At 64.4% G+C, this 17,821-nt stretch carries 15 protein-coding genes; 5 read left to right on the top strand and 10 right to left on the bottom strand.

All coding sequences use genetic code 11. The features are described from left to right. Positions 1-74 precede the first annotated feature (74 nt). The 5 genes from trpC (at position 75) to VI340_RS11210 (ending at position 5,255) form a co-directional block, all read left to right on the top strand. A complete protein-coding gene (gene trpC, locus VI340_RS11230) occupies positions 75-887 on the top strand; it encodes an indole-3-glycerol phosphate synthase (protein WP_008312360.1) in 813 nt (270 codons plus the stop codon). After that, on the top strand, positions 884-2,197 hold the full coding sequence (gene trpB / locus VI340_RS11225) for a tryptophan synthase subunit beta (RefSeq protein WP_008312362.1): 1,314 nt from the start codon (positions 884-886) through the stop codon (positions 2,195-2,197). The genes trpC and trpB overlap by 4 nt, the downstream gene beginning before the upstream one ends. Next, on the top strand, positions 2,197-3,072 hold the full coding sequence (trpA, locus tag VI340_RS11220) for a tryptophan synthase subunit alpha (protein WP_008312365.1): 876 nt from the start codon (positions 2,197-2,199) through the stop codon (positions 3,070-3,072). The genes trpB and trpA overlap by 1 nt, the downstream gene beginning before the upstream one ends. Positions 3,073-3,098: 26 nt before the next feature. Next, positions 3,099-3,902 (top strand): 2-amino-3,7-dideoxy-D-threo-hept-6-ulosonate synthase, encoded by an 804-nt coding sequence (locus VI340_RS11215; RefSeq protein WP_008312367.1) that lies wholly within the window; start codon positions 3,099-3,101, stop codon positions 3,900-3,902. Positions 3,903-4,088: 186 nt separating this feature from the next. Then, complete coding sequence (locus VI340_RS11210) at positions 4,089-5,255, top strand: 3-dehydroquinate synthase II (protein WP_008312369.1); 1,167 nt, start codon at positions 4,089-4,091, stop codon at positions 5,253-5,255. Between the two features lie 36 nt (positions 5,256-5,291). On the opposite strand, the gene VI340_RS11205 is transcribed toward VI340_RS11210, so the two are convergent. The 10 genes from VI340_RS11205 to arcD form a co-directional block, all read right to left on the bottom strand. Continuing rightward, entirely contained in the window at positions 5,292-5,708 is a 417-nt protein-coding gene (locus VI340_RS11205) for a zinc ribbon domain-containing protein (protein WP_049943062.1), read from the bottom strand. Positions 5,709-5,792: 84 nt separating this feature from the next. After that, positions 5,793-6,482 (bottom strand): type I 3-dehydroquinate dehydratase, encoded by a 690-nt coding sequence (locus VI340_RS11200; protein WP_336358357.1) that lies wholly within the window; start codon positions 6,480-6,482, stop codon positions 5,793-5,795. A gap of 36 nt (positions 6,483-6,518) precedes the next feature. Continuing rightward, entirely contained in the window at positions 6,519-7,547 is a 1,029-nt protein-coding gene (locus tag VI340_RS11195) for a DNA-methyltransferase (protein ID WP_008312375.1), read from the bottom strand. Between the two features lie 417 nt (positions 7,548-7,964). Further along, complete coding sequence (locus VI340_RS11190; protein ID WP_004517203.1) at positions 7,965-8,930, bottom strand: transcription initiation factor IIB; 966 nt, start codon at positions 8,928-8,930, stop codon at positions 7,965-7,967. Between the two features lie 256 nt (positions 8,931-9,186). Next, positions 9,187-10,029, bottom strand: coding sequence for a DUF726 domain-containing protein (locus tag VI340_RS11185; RefSeq protein WP_008312379.1), 843 nt, complete (start codon positions 10,027-10,029; stop codon positions 9,187-9,189). 382 nt (positions 10,030-10,411) lie between these two features. After that, positions 10,412-12,229: a flippase-like domain-containing protein gene (locus tag VI340_RS11180; RefSeq protein ID WP_336358356.1), complete on the bottom strand. Its 1,818-nt coding sequence runs from the start codon at positions 12,227-12,229 to the stop codon at positions 10,412-10,414. Positions 12,230-12,297: 68 nt separating this feature from the next. Continuing rightward, entirely contained in the window at positions 12,298-14,064 is a 1,767-nt protein-coding gene (locus VI340_RS11175) for a radical SAM protein (RefSeq protein ID WP_336329032.1), read from the bottom strand. A gap of 243 nt (positions 14,065-14,307) precedes the next feature. Next, entirely contained in the window at positions 14,308-15,612 is a 1,305-nt protein-coding gene (locus tag VI340_RS11170) for a hypothetical protein (RefSeq protein ID WP_336358355.1), read from the bottom strand. A gap of 85 nt (positions 15,613-15,697) precedes the next feature. Beyond that, a complete protein-coding gene (locus tag VI340_RS11165) occupies positions 15,698-16,036 on the bottom strand; it encodes a DUF4112 domain-containing protein (RefSeq protein WP_008312385.1) in 339 nt (112 codons plus the stop codon). Between the two features lie 68 nt (positions 16,037-16,104). After that, positions 16,105-17,559, bottom strand: a complete 1,455-nt coding sequence (arcD, locus tag VI340_RS11160; RefSeq protein ID WP_336358354.1) for an arginine/ornithine antiporter ArcD — start codon at positions 17,557-17,559, stop codon at positions 16,105-16,107. Positions 17,560-17,821 lie beyond the last annotated feature (262 nt).

The following is a 17,821-nucleotide window of genomic DNA, read 5'->3' as shown; positions in this document are numbered from 1 at the left end:
GAACTATCCCGTTCTGCGTCCCCTGAGATAATAGGGCAACTCTTATGTACACTTCTGTACGTTAGTGTTCAGTAATGGACGACAGTGAGGAGATAGCACCAGCGGTCCAGTCGATTCTCGACGCGGCGCGGGAGCGCGGTGGCGGCGGAGACCGGGTATCGGTGACACCCCGGTCGCTGGCCGATGCCTTCGAAGCGGCCGAAAACGACGGGCGGACGCCGGTCATCGCCGAAATCAAGCCCACCAGCCCGACCGCCGAGGGCGAGCGCACTGACGACCCGGTCGACCTCGCACAACAGATGGTCGCGGGCGGCGCGACGGCGCTGTCTGTGCTGACGGAGCCGGAGCATTTCGGCGGGTCGGCGGCGACGCTCGAACGGGTCCGCGACGCCGTCGACGTGCCCGTCCTGCGGAAAGACTTCGTCCTCTACGAGAGCCAGCTGGACGTCGTGGAAGCCGACGTTGTCCTGCTCATCGTCCGCTTTCTCGAAGCCGAGGGCACCGACGACCTCGCGGACCTCCTCACGGCCGCGCGCGAGCGCGGTTTCCAGGTCCTCGTTGAGACCCACACGGCGGCAGAGGTCGAGAAAGCACTCGACGCGGGCGCGGATATCATCGGCGTCAACAACCGCGACCTCGGCGAGCTAGCGGTCGACCTCGGAACGTTCGAAGCCGTCGCGCCCGACGTGCCAGAGGGCGTCACACTCATTGCTGAAAGCGGCATACAGACAGCAGACGACGTCTTGCGGATGCGCGACGCCGGTGCGGACGCGCTGCTGATCGGCTCGGCGATCATGGACCACGGCGAGACGACGGACGTGGAAGCGAACACGCGGCGACTAACAGATGCGGACACTGACGCGATTGAGACGACTACAGACACATGAGTACTGACGACGCACACGACCCCAAGTTCGGCGAGTACGGTGGACAGTACGTGCCCGAGGCACTGATGCCAGCTATCGAGGAGCTGACCGACGCCTACCAGCGGTACGTGCTCGAAAACGAGGACGGCTTCATGGACGAGTTTCGGGAGCGGCTGGCCGACTTCGGCGGCCGACCGACGCCACTGCAGTACGCGGACCAGCTCTCGGCCCGATACGACACGGACGTGTACCTCAAGCGCGAGGACTTGCTGCATGGCGGCGCGCACAAACTCAACAACGCGCTTGGCCAGGTTCTGCTGGCGAAGTACATGGGCAAGGAGCGCATCATCGCCGAGACCGGGGCCGGCCAGCACGGCACGGCGACGGCGATGGCGGCGGCCCACCTCGACATGCCCTGTGAGATCTACATGGGCGAGACCGACATCGCGCGCCAGCGCCCCAACGTGTTCCGGATGCGCATCAACGGGTCCGAGGTCAATCCCGTCACAGTCGGCCGCGGGACGCTGAAGGAAGCCATCTCCGAGACGATGCGGGACTGGGCGACCACCGTCGAGAACACCCACTACGTCATCGGGAGTATCGTCGGCCCGCACCCGTTCCCGAAGATGGTGCGTGACTTTCAGGCGGTCATTTCCGAGGAGGCCCGTGAGCAGGCCATCGAGAAAACCGGTGGGCTACCAGATTCAGTCCTCGCGTGTGCCGGCGGTGGCTCGAACACTATGGGCACCTTCGCGCACTTCGTCGACGATACCGACGTCGACCTCTACGCCGTCGAGGCCGGCGGCTCTTCGCTGCAGGTCGACGAGGAAGAGGGCGTCGCGCCCAACTCCGCCACGCTCTCGACCGGCGACGAGGGCGTGCTTCACGGCGCGCGAACGAAGCTCCTGCAGGACTCGGACGGCCAGATCATGGAATCGCACTCCGTGTCCGCGGGGCTTGACTACGCCGGCGTCGGTCCGGAACTCGCCCACCTCGTCGACGAGGACCGCGTCATCCCGGTCAACGTCGACGATGACATCGCGCTGGAAGCGTTCCACCGACTCTCCCAGGACGAGGGTATCATCCCGGCCCTAGAGACGGCCCACGCCTTCGGGTATCTGGAAGAACACCACGACGAGGTCGGCGACACCGTCGTCGTCAACGTCTCCGGCCGCGGCGACAAGGACCTCGAAACGGTCATCGAGGAGACCAGCAAGCGCGACCTCGATATCGCGCCGGACATGTCTATCTTCGATAGCGTGGGGCGAAGCCCCACGTCACAGTCGAGCGGCGATGAGCCGCGAGACAGCGTCGGCGGGGGTGGCCTCTGATGGGCCTCGAACGAGCCTTCGCTGACGAGCCAGCCTTCGTCCCGTACCTCGCGGCCGGCGACCCGAACTACGAGGCCTCGATTGAGTACGTCGAGGCGCTGGCCCGCGGCGGGGCCGACGTCATCGAACTCGGTCTGCCGTTTTCTGAACCCATCGCGGAGGGCAAGACCATCCAGAACGCTATCGTCCGCTCGCTGGAAGCCGGGATGACGCCCGACCGCTTCTTCGAGTTCGTCGAGGAGCTCGACGTGGACGTGCCGCTGGTGTGTATGACCTACTACAATCTGATTTACCAGTACGGGGATAGCGAGTCGCGAAGCGACTCGGAAAACGCGAGCGGTGAAACCGCGAGCGAAGGCCCCCGCCCCTTCGTCGAGAAGGCCGCCGCGGTCGGCATCGAGGGCCTCGTCGTCCCGGACCTCCCCGCTGAGGAGGCCGGCCCGCTCCGGACGGCCTGTGACGAGTTCGGCCTCGATCTGGTGTTCATCGTCGCGCCGACGACGAAGGGCGACCGACTGGAGCGGATGCTCGAACAGGTGTCGGGCTACGTCTACGTCCAGGCGCGCCTGGGCGTCACCGGCGCACGCGAGGACGTGGACGACGCGACCGAGGAGTCGCTGGCCCGGCTTTCCGACTGGGACGTGCCCAAGGCCGTCGGGTTCGGCATCAAGACGGGCGACCACGCTGAACGAATCGTTTCTGCCGGTGCTGACGGGGTTATCGTCGGCTCCGCACTGGTCGATATCGTGGCCGAGGGCCACGAGAACGGCGATCCCGTCGACGAGGTAGCCGACCGACTCGAAGCGAAGGCTCGTGAACTCAAAGACGGTGCGCTCCGGGGCGCGGCAGAACGACCGCAACCGGAACGCACATAATCGTACTTGCCACACTGTCTCATAACATGACTGCAGGAAAACGCGCACGACTCGAACGCATCGGGACAGACGACACATACGTAATCGTCCCGATGGACCACGGCATCACAATGGGGGCCGTAAAGGGCCTCAAAGACATCGAATCGACTATCGACGCGGTCACCAGCGGCGGCGCGGACGCCGTCCTCACCCAGCGGGGCATCGCCGGGCGCGTCCATCCGAACAAGAACGACGCGGGCTATATCACGCATCTCAACGGCTCTACTACCATCGGTCCTGACGAGCAGGACAAGCGGGTGACCGGCACGGTCGAAGACGCCATCCGCGCCGGGGCCGACGCCGTCTCGTTCCACATCAACGTCGGCAGCCAGTACGAACCCGAACAGATCGAGGAGCTCTCCGAGCTGACGACCGAGGCCAGCCAGTACGGCCTGCCGGTGCTGGCGATGGCCTACGCCCGCGGCCCCGACATCGACTCCGAGAACGAGGACTACAACCAGTCCGTCGGCCACGCTGTCCGGCTAGCCGAGGAACTGGGTGCGGATATCGTCAAGACCGGCTACACCGGCTCCGCCGAGACCTTCCAGCACGTCGTCGAGTCCACGTCGCTACCGGTGGTCATCGCCGGCGGCTCGAAGGGCACTGACGAAGACACCGTTCGCATGGTCCGGGGAACGATGGACGCCGGGGCGTCCGGCGTTTCGATGGGCCGCTCTATTTTCCAGCACGACGAACCGGAGAAGATTGCCCGTGCCGTCTCCGCCGTCGTCCACGACGACGCCACCACCGAGGAAGCGCTTCGCGAGGCCGGACTGGCCGTCGAGGCCTAGCGGCCAAATCAGGACAAGTGGACACAGATACGGACCAATAACCGTATTACGCAGTCTCGAACCACAGAACAGAATGGGTCTCTCCCTCACCGGAGCCAGACCACGTTTCTCCCTTGCTTGTCTGGCATCCGACAGACCGACCCGGGTTCCGCCACGTTCAAGCCCCGCCGTTGCGGACGTGGGCGTATGACTCGAAGCGTCTGGCTCAAAGCCGACAGCGAGGTCGGCGATTGGGAGACACGGAAACGCCGGATAACCGCCGGTATCGAGGCCGGCGTCGACTGGGTACTGGTCGACGAGGAAGACGTCGACCGCGTCTCGGAACTCGGAGAAATAAACATCGCCGCGTTCACCAACGGCGACGTCCACGTCATGGAGGCCGAGGCGGAGGACTCAGAGGCTGATGCGACCATCGTCGGCAAAGACGGTGAGGGCGACGGCACGGTCGACCTCCCGTCCGATTTCTCCGGCTCCGCGGACCTCTCGACGCTCCGGCAGAACGGGGCCGCCCCCGACGGCGGCTACGTCCGTATCTTCGACGAGGACTACGAGGCGTTCGCCGAAGCGGTCGCCGCCGAAGCCGACTTCACCATCGTCATCGGCGAGAACTGGCAGATCATTCCGCTCGAAAACCTCATCGCCCGCGTCGGCGAGGAGACGGACCTCATCGCCGGTGTCCGGACCGCTGAGGACGCACGAACGGCCTACGAGACGCTGGAAATCGGCGCTGACGGCGTCCTGCTGGACACCGACGACCTCGACGAAATCCGCAAGACGGTCGAGGTCCGCGACGAGATGGGGCGGGAATCGCTCGACCTGGAGTACGCCGAGGTCACCGCCATCGAGCAGACCGGCTCGGCCGACCGCGTCTGCATCGACACGGGCAGCCTGATGGAACACGACGAGGGGATGCTCGTCGGCTCGATGGCTCGCGGCCTCTTTTTCGTCCACGCCGAGACGGCTGAATCCCCCTACGTCGCCAGCAGACCGTTCCGGGTCAACGCCGGCGCGGTCCACGCCTACGTCCGGACCCCCGACGGCGGCACGAAGTACCTCTCGGAACTCCAGTCCGGCGACGAGGTCCAGATCGTCGACGCAGACGGGCACACTCGTGAGGCCATCGTCGGCCGCGCGAAGATCGAGAAGCGTCCGATGTTCCGCGTGCAGGCCGAAACCGAGGACGGCGACCGCATCGAGACGCTGCTCCAGAACGCCGAGACCATCAAAGTCCACACTCGGGACGGGCGAACCGCCGTCACGAACCTCGAACCCGGTGACGAAATCCTCATCTACCACGAGGACACGGCGACGCACTTCGGCGAGCGGATCGAAGAAAGTATCATCGAGAAGTAAGCTGGCTTCGGCCCGGAACTGACCGCAAGTCGGAGGTTACTGCTGGTCCGCCTCGACCGGTTCCAGTTGCGTCGTACACCAGTGACAGAAGTCGATGTCCTCGTCGAGTTCCTTGCCGCAGTTCGGACACGTCATACCGGCTTCGACCTCCTGTGTCTGGTTCTCGTTGACCGCGACCCAGTAGGCGTCGACGACGTTGAGCGTCGTGATCACGACCGAACCGATTGTCACCTCGGTGGGTCTGGACTGATACGACGACGAGATAGCCTCCAGGCTCAGCTGGGTGACGGGGTCGATAGCGCCAGTGACGACAAACACTACCGACAGCATGAACAATCCCCCGAGCCACAGCAATCCCCGTCCCCACTTGCGGAGGTAGAAGTGTCCCAACCCAGGGAAGATGAACGCAAGCACCACGGCCAGTAACGGCCGCTTGCGTCCTGTGTCAGTCATACTCCGCGAATCCGTCTCGCATACCCCTATATCTTCCGAAGGATCACCGTCCGGAGGAAAACCCCGTGACCGGCGGCCACCGGTTCAGGCGTCGCTCTGTAGCTGTCCGACCAGCGTCCGGAGCGTCGCGAGGTCGTACTGCCCCGGCGCGGTCGCGTCAGCGGGGTCGACCGGTGCGTAGCCGATGCGGGAGCCGTACAGCGGGGCGACGGCTCTGGAGTGGCGACCGGCCCTACCCATGCACATCGTGGCGACTTGCTCGCCTCCGGCGGCCATCTCGCGGGTCGCCCCGAGCATCGACAGTACGTCGTCCGGCGACTGGGCCGTACTCGCCATCTTCCCCACGTCACCGCGAGCACAGGCTCGTTCGAGTCGACTCACGATGGCGTCGCGGTCGGGCGTCGACTCGAAGTTGTGCGTCGAGACGACCACGGACGCGCCGCGGTCGCGGGCCACGTCGGCGACCCGGCCGGCGTCGTGGTCGCCGGCCCCCTCAAGCGCCGCGAGTTCGAGGTCGACGGCCGTCACGGCGTCGTGTTCGAGCGCGGTTTCGAGCGCGTCGAGGCGGCCCGCGGTATCGGCTGCCTCGCCGCCCTCCCACGTCGCCCGGTTGGTGACGAGTATCGGCAGGTCGCCGTCGTAGGCCTCCAGTTGTGCCAGCGGCTCGTCGGCGAAGTCCATCCGCAGTTCCAGCCCGTCGGCATCGGCGCGGGCGGCCGGCTCCACCCCGAGGTCGTCGGTGGCGGCGAGTAGGGTGAACGACTCGAAGTCCATACGTCGGCTTCGTCGGAGCCGCACAAAAACCCGCGCTTACTCGACCGGCTCGTGGACGGCCCGGAAGCCGTCATCGGTCGCCGTGACGGAGTCGACCGCGTAGAACTGAATCCGTTGCTCCTGTTTCGTGTTGACGGCGAAGTCGTACTGTTCGGCCTCGTAGCCCGGCTCTTTCCCGTCGGCACGCCGTTGTTCCACCCACGAGCGGTGGTCGGCGAGGCGCTCCTGAGCGATGGTCCGAGAGCGTTCCGGGGCGGCCGCGACCCGGTCTTCGAGCGCCGACAGCAGGTCCGGGTCGCGGTCCACTCCGACCGAGTTCCGGCCGGCGACCATCGCCGCCAGCGTCGTCGTCCCGGTTCCAAGAAACGGGTCGAGTACGGTGTCACCGTACACCGAGAACATCGAGATGAGCCGATAGGGCACCGTCAGCGGGAAGGCACCCGAACGGTCCCGGAGTCCGTCGTCGATGCCCTGTGTCTCGCCGGGGAGTTCCCAGAGGTCGGAGAACCACTCGTTGCGCTCCTCCCAGAAGTAGGCGCTCTCGTAGCGACGGTCCGCGCCCGGTTCGAGGCGGCGGCGCTCCCCGTTGCGGAACACGAGGATGTGCTCGTGTTCCAGGGTCGGATAGGCGTTCGGCGGCACCATCCCCGAACCCATGAACTTCGCGCCGCTGTTGGTCGGTTTGCGCCACAGGATATCGGGCAGCGCGCGCAGGCCGTGGTCCGTCAGCCGGTCGGTTATTTCGGCGTGGTTGGGGTAGGAGCGGAAGCCGTCCTCCAGGGACCGCGTCGCGTCCCCGACGTTGATGCAGGCGATGCCGCCGGGAACCAGCACGCGTTTCAGCTCTGCCCAGACCGCATCGAGCACGTCGTGCATCAGTGTGAACGCTCGGTCACCGTCGCCGTGGTCCAGCGCCGCCCCGATGTCGGGGTCCAGGTCCGCGAAGATGTCGTCCCACATCTCGATCATCGGGTACGGCGGCGACGTGACCACCAGTTCGACGCTGTCGTCGGGACAGTCGAGCGTTCGGGCGTCACCGGTTCGAACCCGGTGTGTCGTCTCCATACCGGTCCCAGCAGATGAGACGACTCTAGTCTTGCGGTTATCGGTCGGGTGATTCGTTTTTGTGTGTCGCTCTGTGGCTGTCGTGTCTCGTCCCGCAGTGACAACTGTAGAGAACCAGAAAGCCCCGGCTGGCTGAACTCGGGGGCCTCGCTGCGCCCTTCACTCACTGCGTTCGTTCCAGTGCTTGCTTCGTCCACCGTCGTTCAGCCAGCCACCGGGAGACCGAAGGTCTCCCGAGCAGTCGGCGCACAGCGCCGACGACGCCCCTTTCAGTCCTACCCGTAGCCGGTTGGTCAATCTGGGTTGGGTGGGGCTTTCTGGTTGTTCGGACTTCGTTAGATGGCAATACACTCTCTCTGTACGACCACTGACAACAGAAGAACCGTTCCTCACAGCAACGCAGCGCGCGCCCAAACGTTACGCAACAGGCAGGTCCTGCTCGGCTTCCAGCAGTTCGTGGTAGCGGTTGCGGATGGTGACCTCGGAGATATCGGCGACCTCAGACACGGCGGCCTGGGTGGTCTTCTCGTTGGTGAGCAGCGCGGCGGCGTACACCGCGGCGGCGGCGAGGCCGACCGGCGACTTGCCGGAGTGGACGCCCTGTTCCTTGGCGTTCTGGAGGAGCTGGCGGGCGCGGTGCTCGGCCTCGTCAGACAGTTCCAGCGAGGAGGCAAACCGCGGGACGTAGCTCTCGGGGTCCGCGGGGCGAACCTCAAGCGAGAGTTCGCGGACGACATAGCGGTAGGTTCGGGCGATTTCGCTCTTTTCGACGCGGGAGACTTCCGTAATCTCGTCGAGCGAGCGCGGGACGCCGGCCTGGCGCGCGGCGGCGTAGACGGAGGCCGTCGAGACGCCCTCGATGGAACGGCCGGGCAGGAGGTCCTCGTCCAGCGCGCGGCGGTAGATGACGCTGGCCGTCTCGCGGACGTTTTCTGGCAGTCCGAGCGCGGAGGCCATACGGTCGATTTCACCGAGGGCCTGCTTGAGGTTGCGCTCCTTGGAGTCGCGAGTGCGGAACCGCTCGTTCCACTTGCGGAGACGCTGCATCTTCTGGCGCTGTTTGCCAGAGAGGGAGTTGCCGTAGGCGTCCTTGTCGCGCCAGTCGATGTTCGTCGAGAGGCCCTTGTCGTGCATCATGTTCGTCGTCGGTGCGCCGACGCGGGACTTCTCGTCTTTCTCGCTGGAGTCGAATGCGCGCCACTCGGGGCCGCGGTCGATTTCGTCGGACTCGACGACGAGGCCACAGTCCTCACAGACCGTTTCGCCGTGTTCGTCGTCGATGACGAGCGAGCCACTGCACTCCGGGCACGCAGTGCTCTCCGATTCCGTCGACTCAGTCGTCTGTTCCTCGTGCTGCTGTCGCGTCCGTGTGTGTTCACTCATTGGTTGCGAAGGCGGGTGCTCACCGGGTGGGAGACATCACAGAACCCGGAGGCAGTCGGTAACACTGTATTCGAACGAAAGTCATTAAAACATTCCGGTATTGTCATGGAGACCACCGATACACGTCACGAAACCCACGTTTGTGCATCAGTCGCATGACCATTCATATAATCGCTGCCGGGTATTTTTGACTGATTTCCCACAACCCGGTTATAATCGTATACAATCGGTAGAGTCGCCCCCTCGCTGTCACTGCCTACTGAAACGTCTCGACGACGCCGGGCATACACCCTTCACCAGGCTCGTAGTATGAATTGTGGTCCGCAACGGTTTCTGTTACATCGTGCTCGGTGTAGTTCTCGGGGGCGTCATCGGGACTCTGCACACCCGTTTCACCGACCGCTTCCGCCCACTCGGCAGCACTGAATGCAGTCCCCAGCACCGCGTCGTCGTCCTTGTGGAAGTTGTCGAAGGACGTGGTGGCGTACTCGATGGACTCGCCGTATGCCTCGTCGACCTCAACGACGGATTCACCGATAGCGCCACCCAGTAACGTCACCGACTCGACTGCGTCTTCGTGTCCACGCTCGTGAAGCGACGCTACCGTTTCCACAGCCACCTTTGCGCCGAGCGAATGTCCGATTACCCGGACTGGAAGCCCACCGCTGTCGTTGTGGTCGGCAACCCACTGTGCGAGCTTCGGACCGTTCTGTTTGGCGATGGCGACACCCTCGTTCCAGCCGATGCCGTCGCCCTTATCGGCATCCCAGGTGAACCCCACGGTGAACTGGTCGTACTCGTTCTCTTCAAGCCCGATCTGACAGGTGTAGGCGGCGTTTCTGGCATCCGTCTCTCCGAGACTCCAGCCGTGGACGAAGATGACGAGTTCCGCATCGTCGCTGGCCCGGGTCGACTCCCAATCCCCCACTGTTTCGTACTCTGTCTCTGTATACTCGGACTTCAGTTCAGCGTCGTCAGTGAACTGATCACGCGTCGAAACGAGTGGGAACTCCGCTGGAGCTGTGTACTCTCCGTCATCACCGCCGAACTTGCCGCCCCGTACTGCGCCACTCGTACCGAGTGCTGCTACCGATGCCACAGCACCGGTCGAGGCCTTGAGGAAACTGCGTCGCGTTTGCCTGCCCAGTTCGCTCGATTGTATGCTACGTTGAAACATAGCAGAACTGCGTAGTTTTCCGTATTATATACTATTAACTATTATAATTAACATTATTAGTAAAAAAGGCCCTTATTTATAATATTAGTAAACAAATACGCCGCTCTGGAGACTGGTAGCTATAGTAGCCATTGAAAATCAATGTACACCTGATCGAACGACGGCAGTGCGATCAGTGTGGAAATCGTTTCAATTGGTACTCTAGAAGCGCAGTCTCAGTAGAGTGCTGTTGTACTGTCCCGAGTATTACCAGCGCAATCCCAGTAGCGACGGAGTGCTATTGCGGGGCGCGTCAGAACTGCGCTCAGTCGTTCGTTTCCGGTTCGATAGCGTCCGTCGACTGGGACTCCTCGACGGCCGTCGTCAGTGAGACGTTGAGCCAGGCCATCGACGCGACGCCGCCGATGATGGTGACGACGTTCTTGACCGCGTGGTCGACGATAGCGACGCCGATAGCCGCGGCGACGCCGACCGGCGTCAGGGACGCGACGATGACGGTGAACGCACCCTCGTAGAGGCCGACGCCGCCGGGCGTCAGCGGCAGGACCTTTGCGAGGTTCCCGACGCTGACCGCGAAGAAGCCAACGGCCACCAGCGACGGCGTCAGGCTGTAGCCGAAGGCCGCGAAGACGATCAGGGCCGTTATCACGTCGAACGTCCAAATGAGGAGGCTTCCTATGCCGACACGGGTGAAGGCCGACCCGTCGGCGGCCACCGTCTGTACGTCGCCGACGAACCCTTCGATGATGCCGGCGACGTAGTCGGCGTAGGAGTCGCTGCTCAGCCGCCCGATGACCGCCCGGACGAAGTTCCGGTCGCTCCGCGCACTGGCGACGATAGCCACCACCGCTCCGATCGCCGCGAGGCCGACGCCGCTGGCCACGGCCACGGCAGTTCGCCCGCTGCTGGCCGCGTCGCCGCCGACGGTATCACCAGTCAGCGCGGTCAGCAACTGCTCGGCCGACCCGGTCACGGCTAACCCCATCATGACGACGCCGGCAAGCAGCGTGATCGTCAGCAGGTCGAACACGCGCTCGACGGCCAGCGACGCGAACCCGGAGGGGTACGGAATCGAACGCCGGGCCTTGATGACGTACGCCCGAACCGCATCACCGGCCCGCGCCGGAAACACGAGGTTCCCGGTCTGGCTGATGAATACCGCGCCCGTCAAAAAGCCCCACCGCTCCCGGTACCCCATCGAGACGAGGATGTCCCGATAGCGGATACCGCGAAGCGGCCACGAGACGGCGTAGACGACGGCACTCAGCGCGACGACTTCCGGCGCTGCGCCCGCCATCTCTGCGAGCACGCGGTCGGGATCGAGATACTGCGTCATCAACAGAAGTGCGACGACGACCAGCATCGTCCCCGCGCCGAGCGATACCTCGCGGGTAATCCGGGGACTAACCGACAGCTCCCAGAAGGTCCGGAGTATCTGGCTGCCCATCCCGAACACGTCCCGGACGATATCGACCTTCGAATCGCCCTTGGGTGTCCAGTCGACGGGGAACTCCTTCACTCGATAGCCGTTGCGCTGGGCCTTCACGAGCAGTTCCGTGTCCCAGAACCAGTGCTCGTCTTGGACAAGGGGCAACAGCGTCTCCAGTGCCTGCCGGTCGAAAGCCTTGAACCCGCACTGGTGGTCCTTGAGGTCCGAGCGGAGGACCGTCCGAACGAGCGTGTTGTAGCCGAAGCTCGGAATCCCGCGCTTCGCGGGCCGGTCGGCTCGGTTTTCGGGCATCCAACGTGACCCCGTCGCCACGTCGTAGCCGTCGACGCGGACGGCGTTGACGAGCTCTTCGAGATGTGACATATCCGTCGCCAGGTCCGTATCGAAATACACCATCGTCTCGCCGTCGGCCCGCTCGAAGGCGTACGCTAACGCGCCGCCGCGGCCCAGACGTTCGTCGCTGTGGACGTGTCGGACCCGGCTGTCCTCGTTCGCGAGTCGCGTCGCGATTTCGGGCGTGCGGTCCGAGCAGCCGTCCTCCGCGACGATGACTTCGTACGCGTCTTCGGGGAGAAACGAGGCGAGCGTCTCGAGCGTTATCGATACCGTCTGCTCGATGGTGTCCGCCTCGTTGTAGGCAGGGAGAACGACGCTCACCTCGACCGCAGTCATACGCTCTTGGTCATCTCCGGAGTGAAAAGTACTTTCCGCTCGATAGGCTGACGGAACCGAACCGGCCGTTAGTCAGCGCCTTCCTGCGACTTGGTGGTCGCGAACCGCTCGATGGACGCAACGTCGATGTCGCCGACCGACTCGTAGGGTCTGTTTACCACCACGTCGCCGGCGGTGCTCCGGCCGATGCCGGGAATCGCGGTGAGTTCGTTCATCGACGCGCTGTTGAGGTCCAGCGGATACGGGACGCCAGTGACCGACCGATAGCCGTGGTCGGTGACTGCGATGTCGACGACGCTGCCGAGTTCGCGCTCGCCGGGGATGCCCACGAGGAGCGGATAGGTCCCCAGCTGGCGGCCGAAGGTCTTGCCGTCCTGATGGTACTCCAGATGCACGTCGGGCAGTATCGTCCCCGGCGGCGCGACCCGTTGGAGCATCGGGTTGTCGATGGTCTCGCGGACCTCCTGTTTGTACTGCTTGAACAGTTGCTTGTGGTCCTTGGCGATCTCCGCGCCGGTGTCGGCCATGTCGGTCCCCTCGAAGGCCATCACCTGCCGGATGTTTACTCGCCGGAGCATCAGCCCTTCGTCGTACACCCGCTGGAGGAACCGCTTGTTGTGCTCGAAAGTCTCTCGCGTCTCGCCTTTCAGCCCATGAACGAGATTGATACCGGGCAGTAGCTTGGGAAGCCGACGGGCGGCGTCGTCGCCGAAGTTGGGAGCAGTGTCCCGCGCTCGCGGCGATGCCGCTCGCGTATCCGACCCGCTGCGCGGGTCGCCGTCTCCCCCAGGCCGCCAGCCAGCGACTTCGTTGACGATTTTGACCGCCTCGAAACACTGGTCGGCAGTGACGTTGAGGTTGTTGTCGCTCATCACGTTCGGGTCGGCCGATTCGAGGCCGAACGCGGCGGTGTCGCCGGGCGTGTTGTGCTCGGCGATGATGCGAATCCCCTCGCGGGCCTTCTCGGGCCACTTCACGACCGTGATGGGGTTCATGTTGTCGAGATGCAGCGTCTCCAGGTCCGGGGCGACCTCACGGATACCGCCGTAGAGCCGCTGCAGGGCATCCGGATTGGGTGCTTCGCCGTCGCCGCCGTAGGCCAGGATGTCGGCCTGCCGGCCCAGCCGGAAGTGCTTCACGCCGCGGTCCGAGAGGGCGTCGACCTCGTCGACGACACTCTCTGGTGGCCGGAAGTCAGGGTTGCCGTACATCGGTTCCGTGCAGAAGGAACACCGGTACGGACAGCCCCGGGAGGTCTCCATCTCGCAGATGAGGTAGTCGGGATGGTTCGGGTGCTGTTCGACGACGAACGCGCCGGCGCGGGCCCACCGCGTCTCCTCCTCGATGTCCCGGTAGCGGTCGTTGAACCCCTCCAGGCCGGACTCGACGAGGTCGAACACCGCGGCCTCGACGTCCGCCATCGCCAGGAAGTCGAAATCGAGGTCGTCGCGGGCCGTCTCGCTCGCGCCCTCGTTGGCCTCGCCGACGCCGAAGCGGACCGGGCCGCCCATGATGGACGTCCCGTCGGCCGTCCAGGCGAGTTCCCGCACCTCGTCGGGTTCTGCCGGCGTCCCGCCGACGTACTTGCCGGGGACAGTCATGCCACCGACGTACACCATGAGGTCGGCGGCCTCGATGTCACGCCAGACGGCGTTGTCCTCCCGGAGTTCGTCGATGGTGTGATACGTTATCTGCTCGCGGGGGACGCCGGCGTCGACGAGCGCGCCGGCGGCGTACCGCGGATACGTCGAGATGTACGGCGGCACCCCGAAGTGTGCGGGCTCGTCGACGTAGCCGTCGACGATGGTGACGTCGAGCGTCTCGGGGTCAGTCATACCCGTCGCTTGACGTTCGATACCTAAAACCGTGTCTGGTCCGGCTTGTCTTACGGTCCGGTGAGCGATTATGTGAACGTCAGAACGCTCCGGACAGCCTTGGTTTCCTCTTAGTGTCCACCGACAGCCGGGTGGACTGCTCAAGCTGGATGGCGGTTTCTGCCTCTCTCCAGTTTCCGGACGAACAGGAACCATAGAACAGCACGCACACGTTCGCTGTAGCTCTTCGTAGCGGTGTCAATACTACAGTTCGAAGAGGTAGGCGGGACTCGGCCCATCAAAGGCGGGAGAGCCAACGAGCGCGGTCGTGCCATGGAGCGCGACTGCAAAGCCGAACTCGGCGTCCTGTTTGGGGTTTTTCGGGACCAGCCGTCGCGTCTCGGTCCAGTCGTCGGCCGCCCTGAACACGTAGGCGTGGCCGGACGCACCTGCCTTGGGTGCCCCGAGGACCGCCACCCCGCCAGTGTACGCCACCGACCAACCGACGTCGTCTCCCGAACCGGCATCCGTGGCGGTGAGCCGGGCGCGGCGCGTCCACTCGGTTTCGGTTTGCTCGAACACGTACGCACTGCCGCCCCCGTCGCCAGGAGCGCCGACAACTGCCGTACCGCCGTCGAGCGCGACCGACTGTCCGAACAGGCTATCAGCCACCGAGTCGTCGGGTGTGAGCAGCGTCTGTTGTGTCCACTCACCGTCCGCCCGCTCGTAGACGAACACCGCGCCTGTCTCCTGGCCGTCCTGCTCGGCGTAGGGCGCACCGACCAGCACAGTGTCGCCAGCAACCGTGACGGCGGTCCCGAAGAGGTTCTCGGCGTCGCTTCCGAGCGCGGCCTCCTGTGTCCAGTCCGTTCCGTCGCGCCCGAACACGTACGCGCTGCCGCTCCACGACCGCATCGTCGTCGGATCGTTGTTGTCGCCGACGACAACCCGTTCGCCGTCGAACGCGACTGACCGGCCGAACTCATCTCTGTCTTCGTTAGGGACAAACTGATGCCGCTGTCGCCACTGGCCGTCGTCCCGCGCAAAGAGGTAGACTGCGCCCCCTTCGGAGCCGGCTCCGGGGCCACCGAGAATCGCTTCCTCACCGACCATCGCGGCCGAGATGTTGTAGCCGCCGAAGTGCTCCTCCTCGACAGGAGTCAATACAGTCGTCGGGCGCCAGCCGCCGTCGGCCTCGAACACGTAGGCCCCGTCGCTTTCGGCGAGAACGACTGCGGCGTCCGCCGACAGTGCCACGGCCCGGCCGAACTCGTCGACGGTCCCGTTCGGAGTGGGGGTGAACACAGGCGTTCCAGCCTCCTCCGCCACCGCTGGTGAGGCTGTCTCAGTGGGAGTCGAAACGGCTGGTGTGGTCTCCGTGCGCGTCTCAGAGGGTGTGGACGTCGCCGGCTCACTATCCGTCGGTGGGGGCAACGTCGCCGTGGGTGTTGCCGTCCGTGTCGGGGTGGCTGCCTCATCAGCGCCGCTGTCGGTGAGTACATTACAACCGGCCAGTCCAGCGGGGAGTGAGACGCCAACCGCTCGAAGGAGGGTACGTCTGGAGACCATTTCGTAGGGCGTCAAAACCTACGTATAAACGTTTTATGGGGTCACAGAGCCGGTATCAGGTCCGAATCCACGACGCCGTTGCGTCTCACTCCGAAACCGCGGCGGCGACCAGTTCGGCGTTCTTGACGTTGGTCTTCCAGTAGGCGTCGAAGAGGTCACCGACGACGGGGACGCTTCCGAACAGCATCTCCACCGCGATGTTTGCGAGCAGTCGGAGCAGCGTCCGTTTCGGGACGCCGAGTCGAATCGCCTCTGCGACGATGTACAGCGAGCACACCGCAGTGGCGACGTCGCCCGCGACCGGGAGCAGGCCGATTATCGGGTCGAGACCGACACGGAGCGTTGTGCCGGGTACGCGGACGCTCTCGTCAAGGATGTGAGCGACGGTTCGAATACGGCCCAGTGCTGCCGGCTCCGTGTCCATATCTGACACATGAGTGGGTGCCTAATGGGCGTGATGCCTGAGCGACAAGTCGGCACCGGTCCACACACTCAGTCGTCGGCGACAGCAGACGACGGAGCCGAATCAGCTTGTTGGGACCCGTCATACCGTCCGCCGAACAGCGTTGTCGCAAACAGGATCAGCGGCGAGAGGAACGCGAAGAAGTAGTACGGGGCGTAGGCAAGCGTTCCGACCCCAAAGACCGCAGACATATAGACGGCACCGGCGTGCCACGGGAAGAGCGCGCCGGTCGGGGTTCCGGCGGATTCGATAGCCTGTGAGAGGTCGTCGCTGGCCAGACCGTACTCGTCGTAGAGATTCCGGAGCGTGAGCCCGGGGACGACGATGCTCATGTACTGCTGGGCCGAAAAGGCGTTGACGAAGATGGCCGAAACGCCGGTCCCGACGACAAGGCTGCGCGGGCCGCGGACAGCGGTCGCAAGGTGGTGTGCGAGCACGGCGAGGACGCCGGTCCGTTCGAGGAGTCCACCGAGACTAAGGGCCGCAACGACGACAGCAATCGTCCAGGCCGACCCCGAGATACCACCGCTTGCCAGCAGGTCGTTCACGAGGTCCATCCCCGTTTCAGGGGCCGTCCCGTCGAGAAAGACGGTCCAGGCGGCAGTGAACGACCGACCCTGAACGAAGATGGTCGTGAAGGTTCCGGCGAAGACACCGGCGACTAGCGTCGGGAGCGCTGGGATTCCGTACAGCGCCAGTCCGAAGGTGACAACGAGCGGGATAAGTACCAGCACCGAGAGGTCGTAGCTGCCAGCGAGTGCGCCCTGTATCTCGGCGACGCGCCCGGTCGGGATTTCACCGACGGTACGCAGTCCCAGCGCAGCGTAGAGCAGGACTGAGAGGCCAAACGCCAGCACGGTCCCGTTGCGCATCGCCCGGATGTGGTCGTAGAGATCGGTGTTCGTCACGGCGGCCGCGAGGTTCGTCGTATCCGAGAGGGGTGACTGCTTGTCGCCCGCGTAGGCACCCGAGAGGATGGCACCAGCGGTCATCGGCGTGGGTACACCGAGGCCGGAGCCGATGCCGATGAAGGCCACGCCGAGGGTGCCGGCTGTCGTCCATGACGACCCGATGGAGAAGGCGACGACCATCGCGAGCAGCGCTGTCACCGGCAGGAACACGTCCGGTGTCAGTATCGAGAGCCCGTAGTACATCAGCCCGGGAATGGTGCCCGCGCTAACCCACGTCGCGATGAGCCCGTAGATAACGAACAGAATGAGAATGGCCTGCAGCCCCATCAGCAGACTGTCCGCGAGCCCCTCGTAGAGGTCGTCCCACGAGTAGCCGAGCCAGTATTTCCCGACTGCGCCAGTCAGCACGATACTCCAGAGCAGCGGCCCGTGTGGGGCCAGCTTCAGATACCCGGACCCGATGCCGAGGAACAGGACGACACCGAGTACGGGGACCAACGCCTGAAGGACCCCCGGACGGCGCTCTGACGGGATGTCCTCGTACGTCAGCGGTTCGAGAGTGAGTGATGTCACGCTTACACCGACCTAATAACTCATATGTATTAAAAAGAGCGATAATATCTCTGCAGCGCATATGGCAAAGTATCTCTTTCAGGGGTATTGTTGTCAAGCACCAATGGCACAGACGCAAAGCGGGACTAATGTGCACTTAGTATGCGTCCCTCCAGCGGGTCACGCTGGTTGGTGTGGACCGGGCTGAACGGGCTACTCAACGGGATCTCGACGGTACTAGGTCATCTCGACGCTGCTGACCCAGTACCGGCGGCGGTCGGAC

The sequence above is a fragment of the Haloarcula sp. CGMCC 1.6347 genome, assembly GCF_037078395.1.
Classification (GTDB): domain Archaea; phylum Halobacteriota; class Halobacteria; order Halobacteriales; family Haloarculaceae; genus Haloarcula; species Haloarcula amylolytica.
Note: the sequence above shows the minus strand (reverse complement) of the source record. Positions and strands in the feature narration are given on the sequence as shown.

Excerpts from the sequence above, each read along its gene's own strand:
- trpC (WP_008312360.1), top strand. The coding sequence starts at position 75 with ATGGACGACAGTGAGGAGATAGCACCAGCGGTCCAGTCGATTCTCGAC.
- trpB (WP_008312362.1), top strand. The coding sequence starts at position 884 with ATGAGTACTGACGACGCACACGACCCCAAGTTCGGCGAGTACGGTGGA.
- trpA (WP_008312365.1), top strand. The coding sequence starts at position 2,197 with ATGGGCCTCGAACGAGCCTTCGCTGACGAGCCAGCCTTCGTCCCGTAC.
- VI340_RS11215 (WP_008312367.1), top strand. The coding sequence starts at position 3,099 with ATGACTGCAGGAAAACGCGCACGACTCGAACGCATCGGGACAGACGAC.
- VI340_RS11210 (WP_008312369.1), top strand. The coding sequence starts at position 4,089 with ATGACTCGAAGCGTCTGGCTCAAAGCCGACAGCGAGGTCGGCGATTGG.
- VI340_RS11205 (WP_049943062.1), bottom strand. The coding sequence starts at position 5,708 with ATGACTGACACAGGACGCAAGCGGCCGTTACTGGCCGTGGTGCTTGCG.
- VI340_RS11200 (WP_336358357.1), bottom strand. The coding sequence starts at position 6,482 with ATGGACTTCGAGTCGTTCACCCTACTCGCCGCCACCGACGACCTCGGG.
- VI340_RS11195 (WP_008312375.1), bottom strand. The coding sequence starts at position 7,547 with ATGGAGACGACACACCGGGTTCGAACCGGTGACGCCCGAACGCTCGAC.
- VI340_RS11190 (WP_004517203.1), bottom strand. The coding sequence starts at position 8,930 with ATGAGTGAACACACACGGACGCGACAGCAGCACGAGGAACAGACGACT.
- VI340_RS11180 (WP_336358356.1), bottom strand. The coding sequence starts at position 12,229 with ATGACTGCGGTCGAGGTGAGCGTCGTTCTCCCTGCCTACAACGAGGCG.
- VI340_RS11175 (WP_336329032.1), bottom strand. The coding sequence starts at position 14,064 with ATGACTGACCCCGAGACGCTCGACGTCACCATCGTCGACGGCTACGTC.
- VI340_RS11170 (WP_336358355.1), bottom strand. The coding sequence starts at position 15,612 with ATGGTCTCCAGACGTACCCTCCTTCGAGCGGTTGGCGTCTCACTCCCC.
- VI340_RS11165 (WP_008312385.1), bottom strand. The coding sequence starts at position 16,036 with ATGGACACGGAGCCGGCAGCACTGGGCCGTATTCGAACCGTCGCTCAC.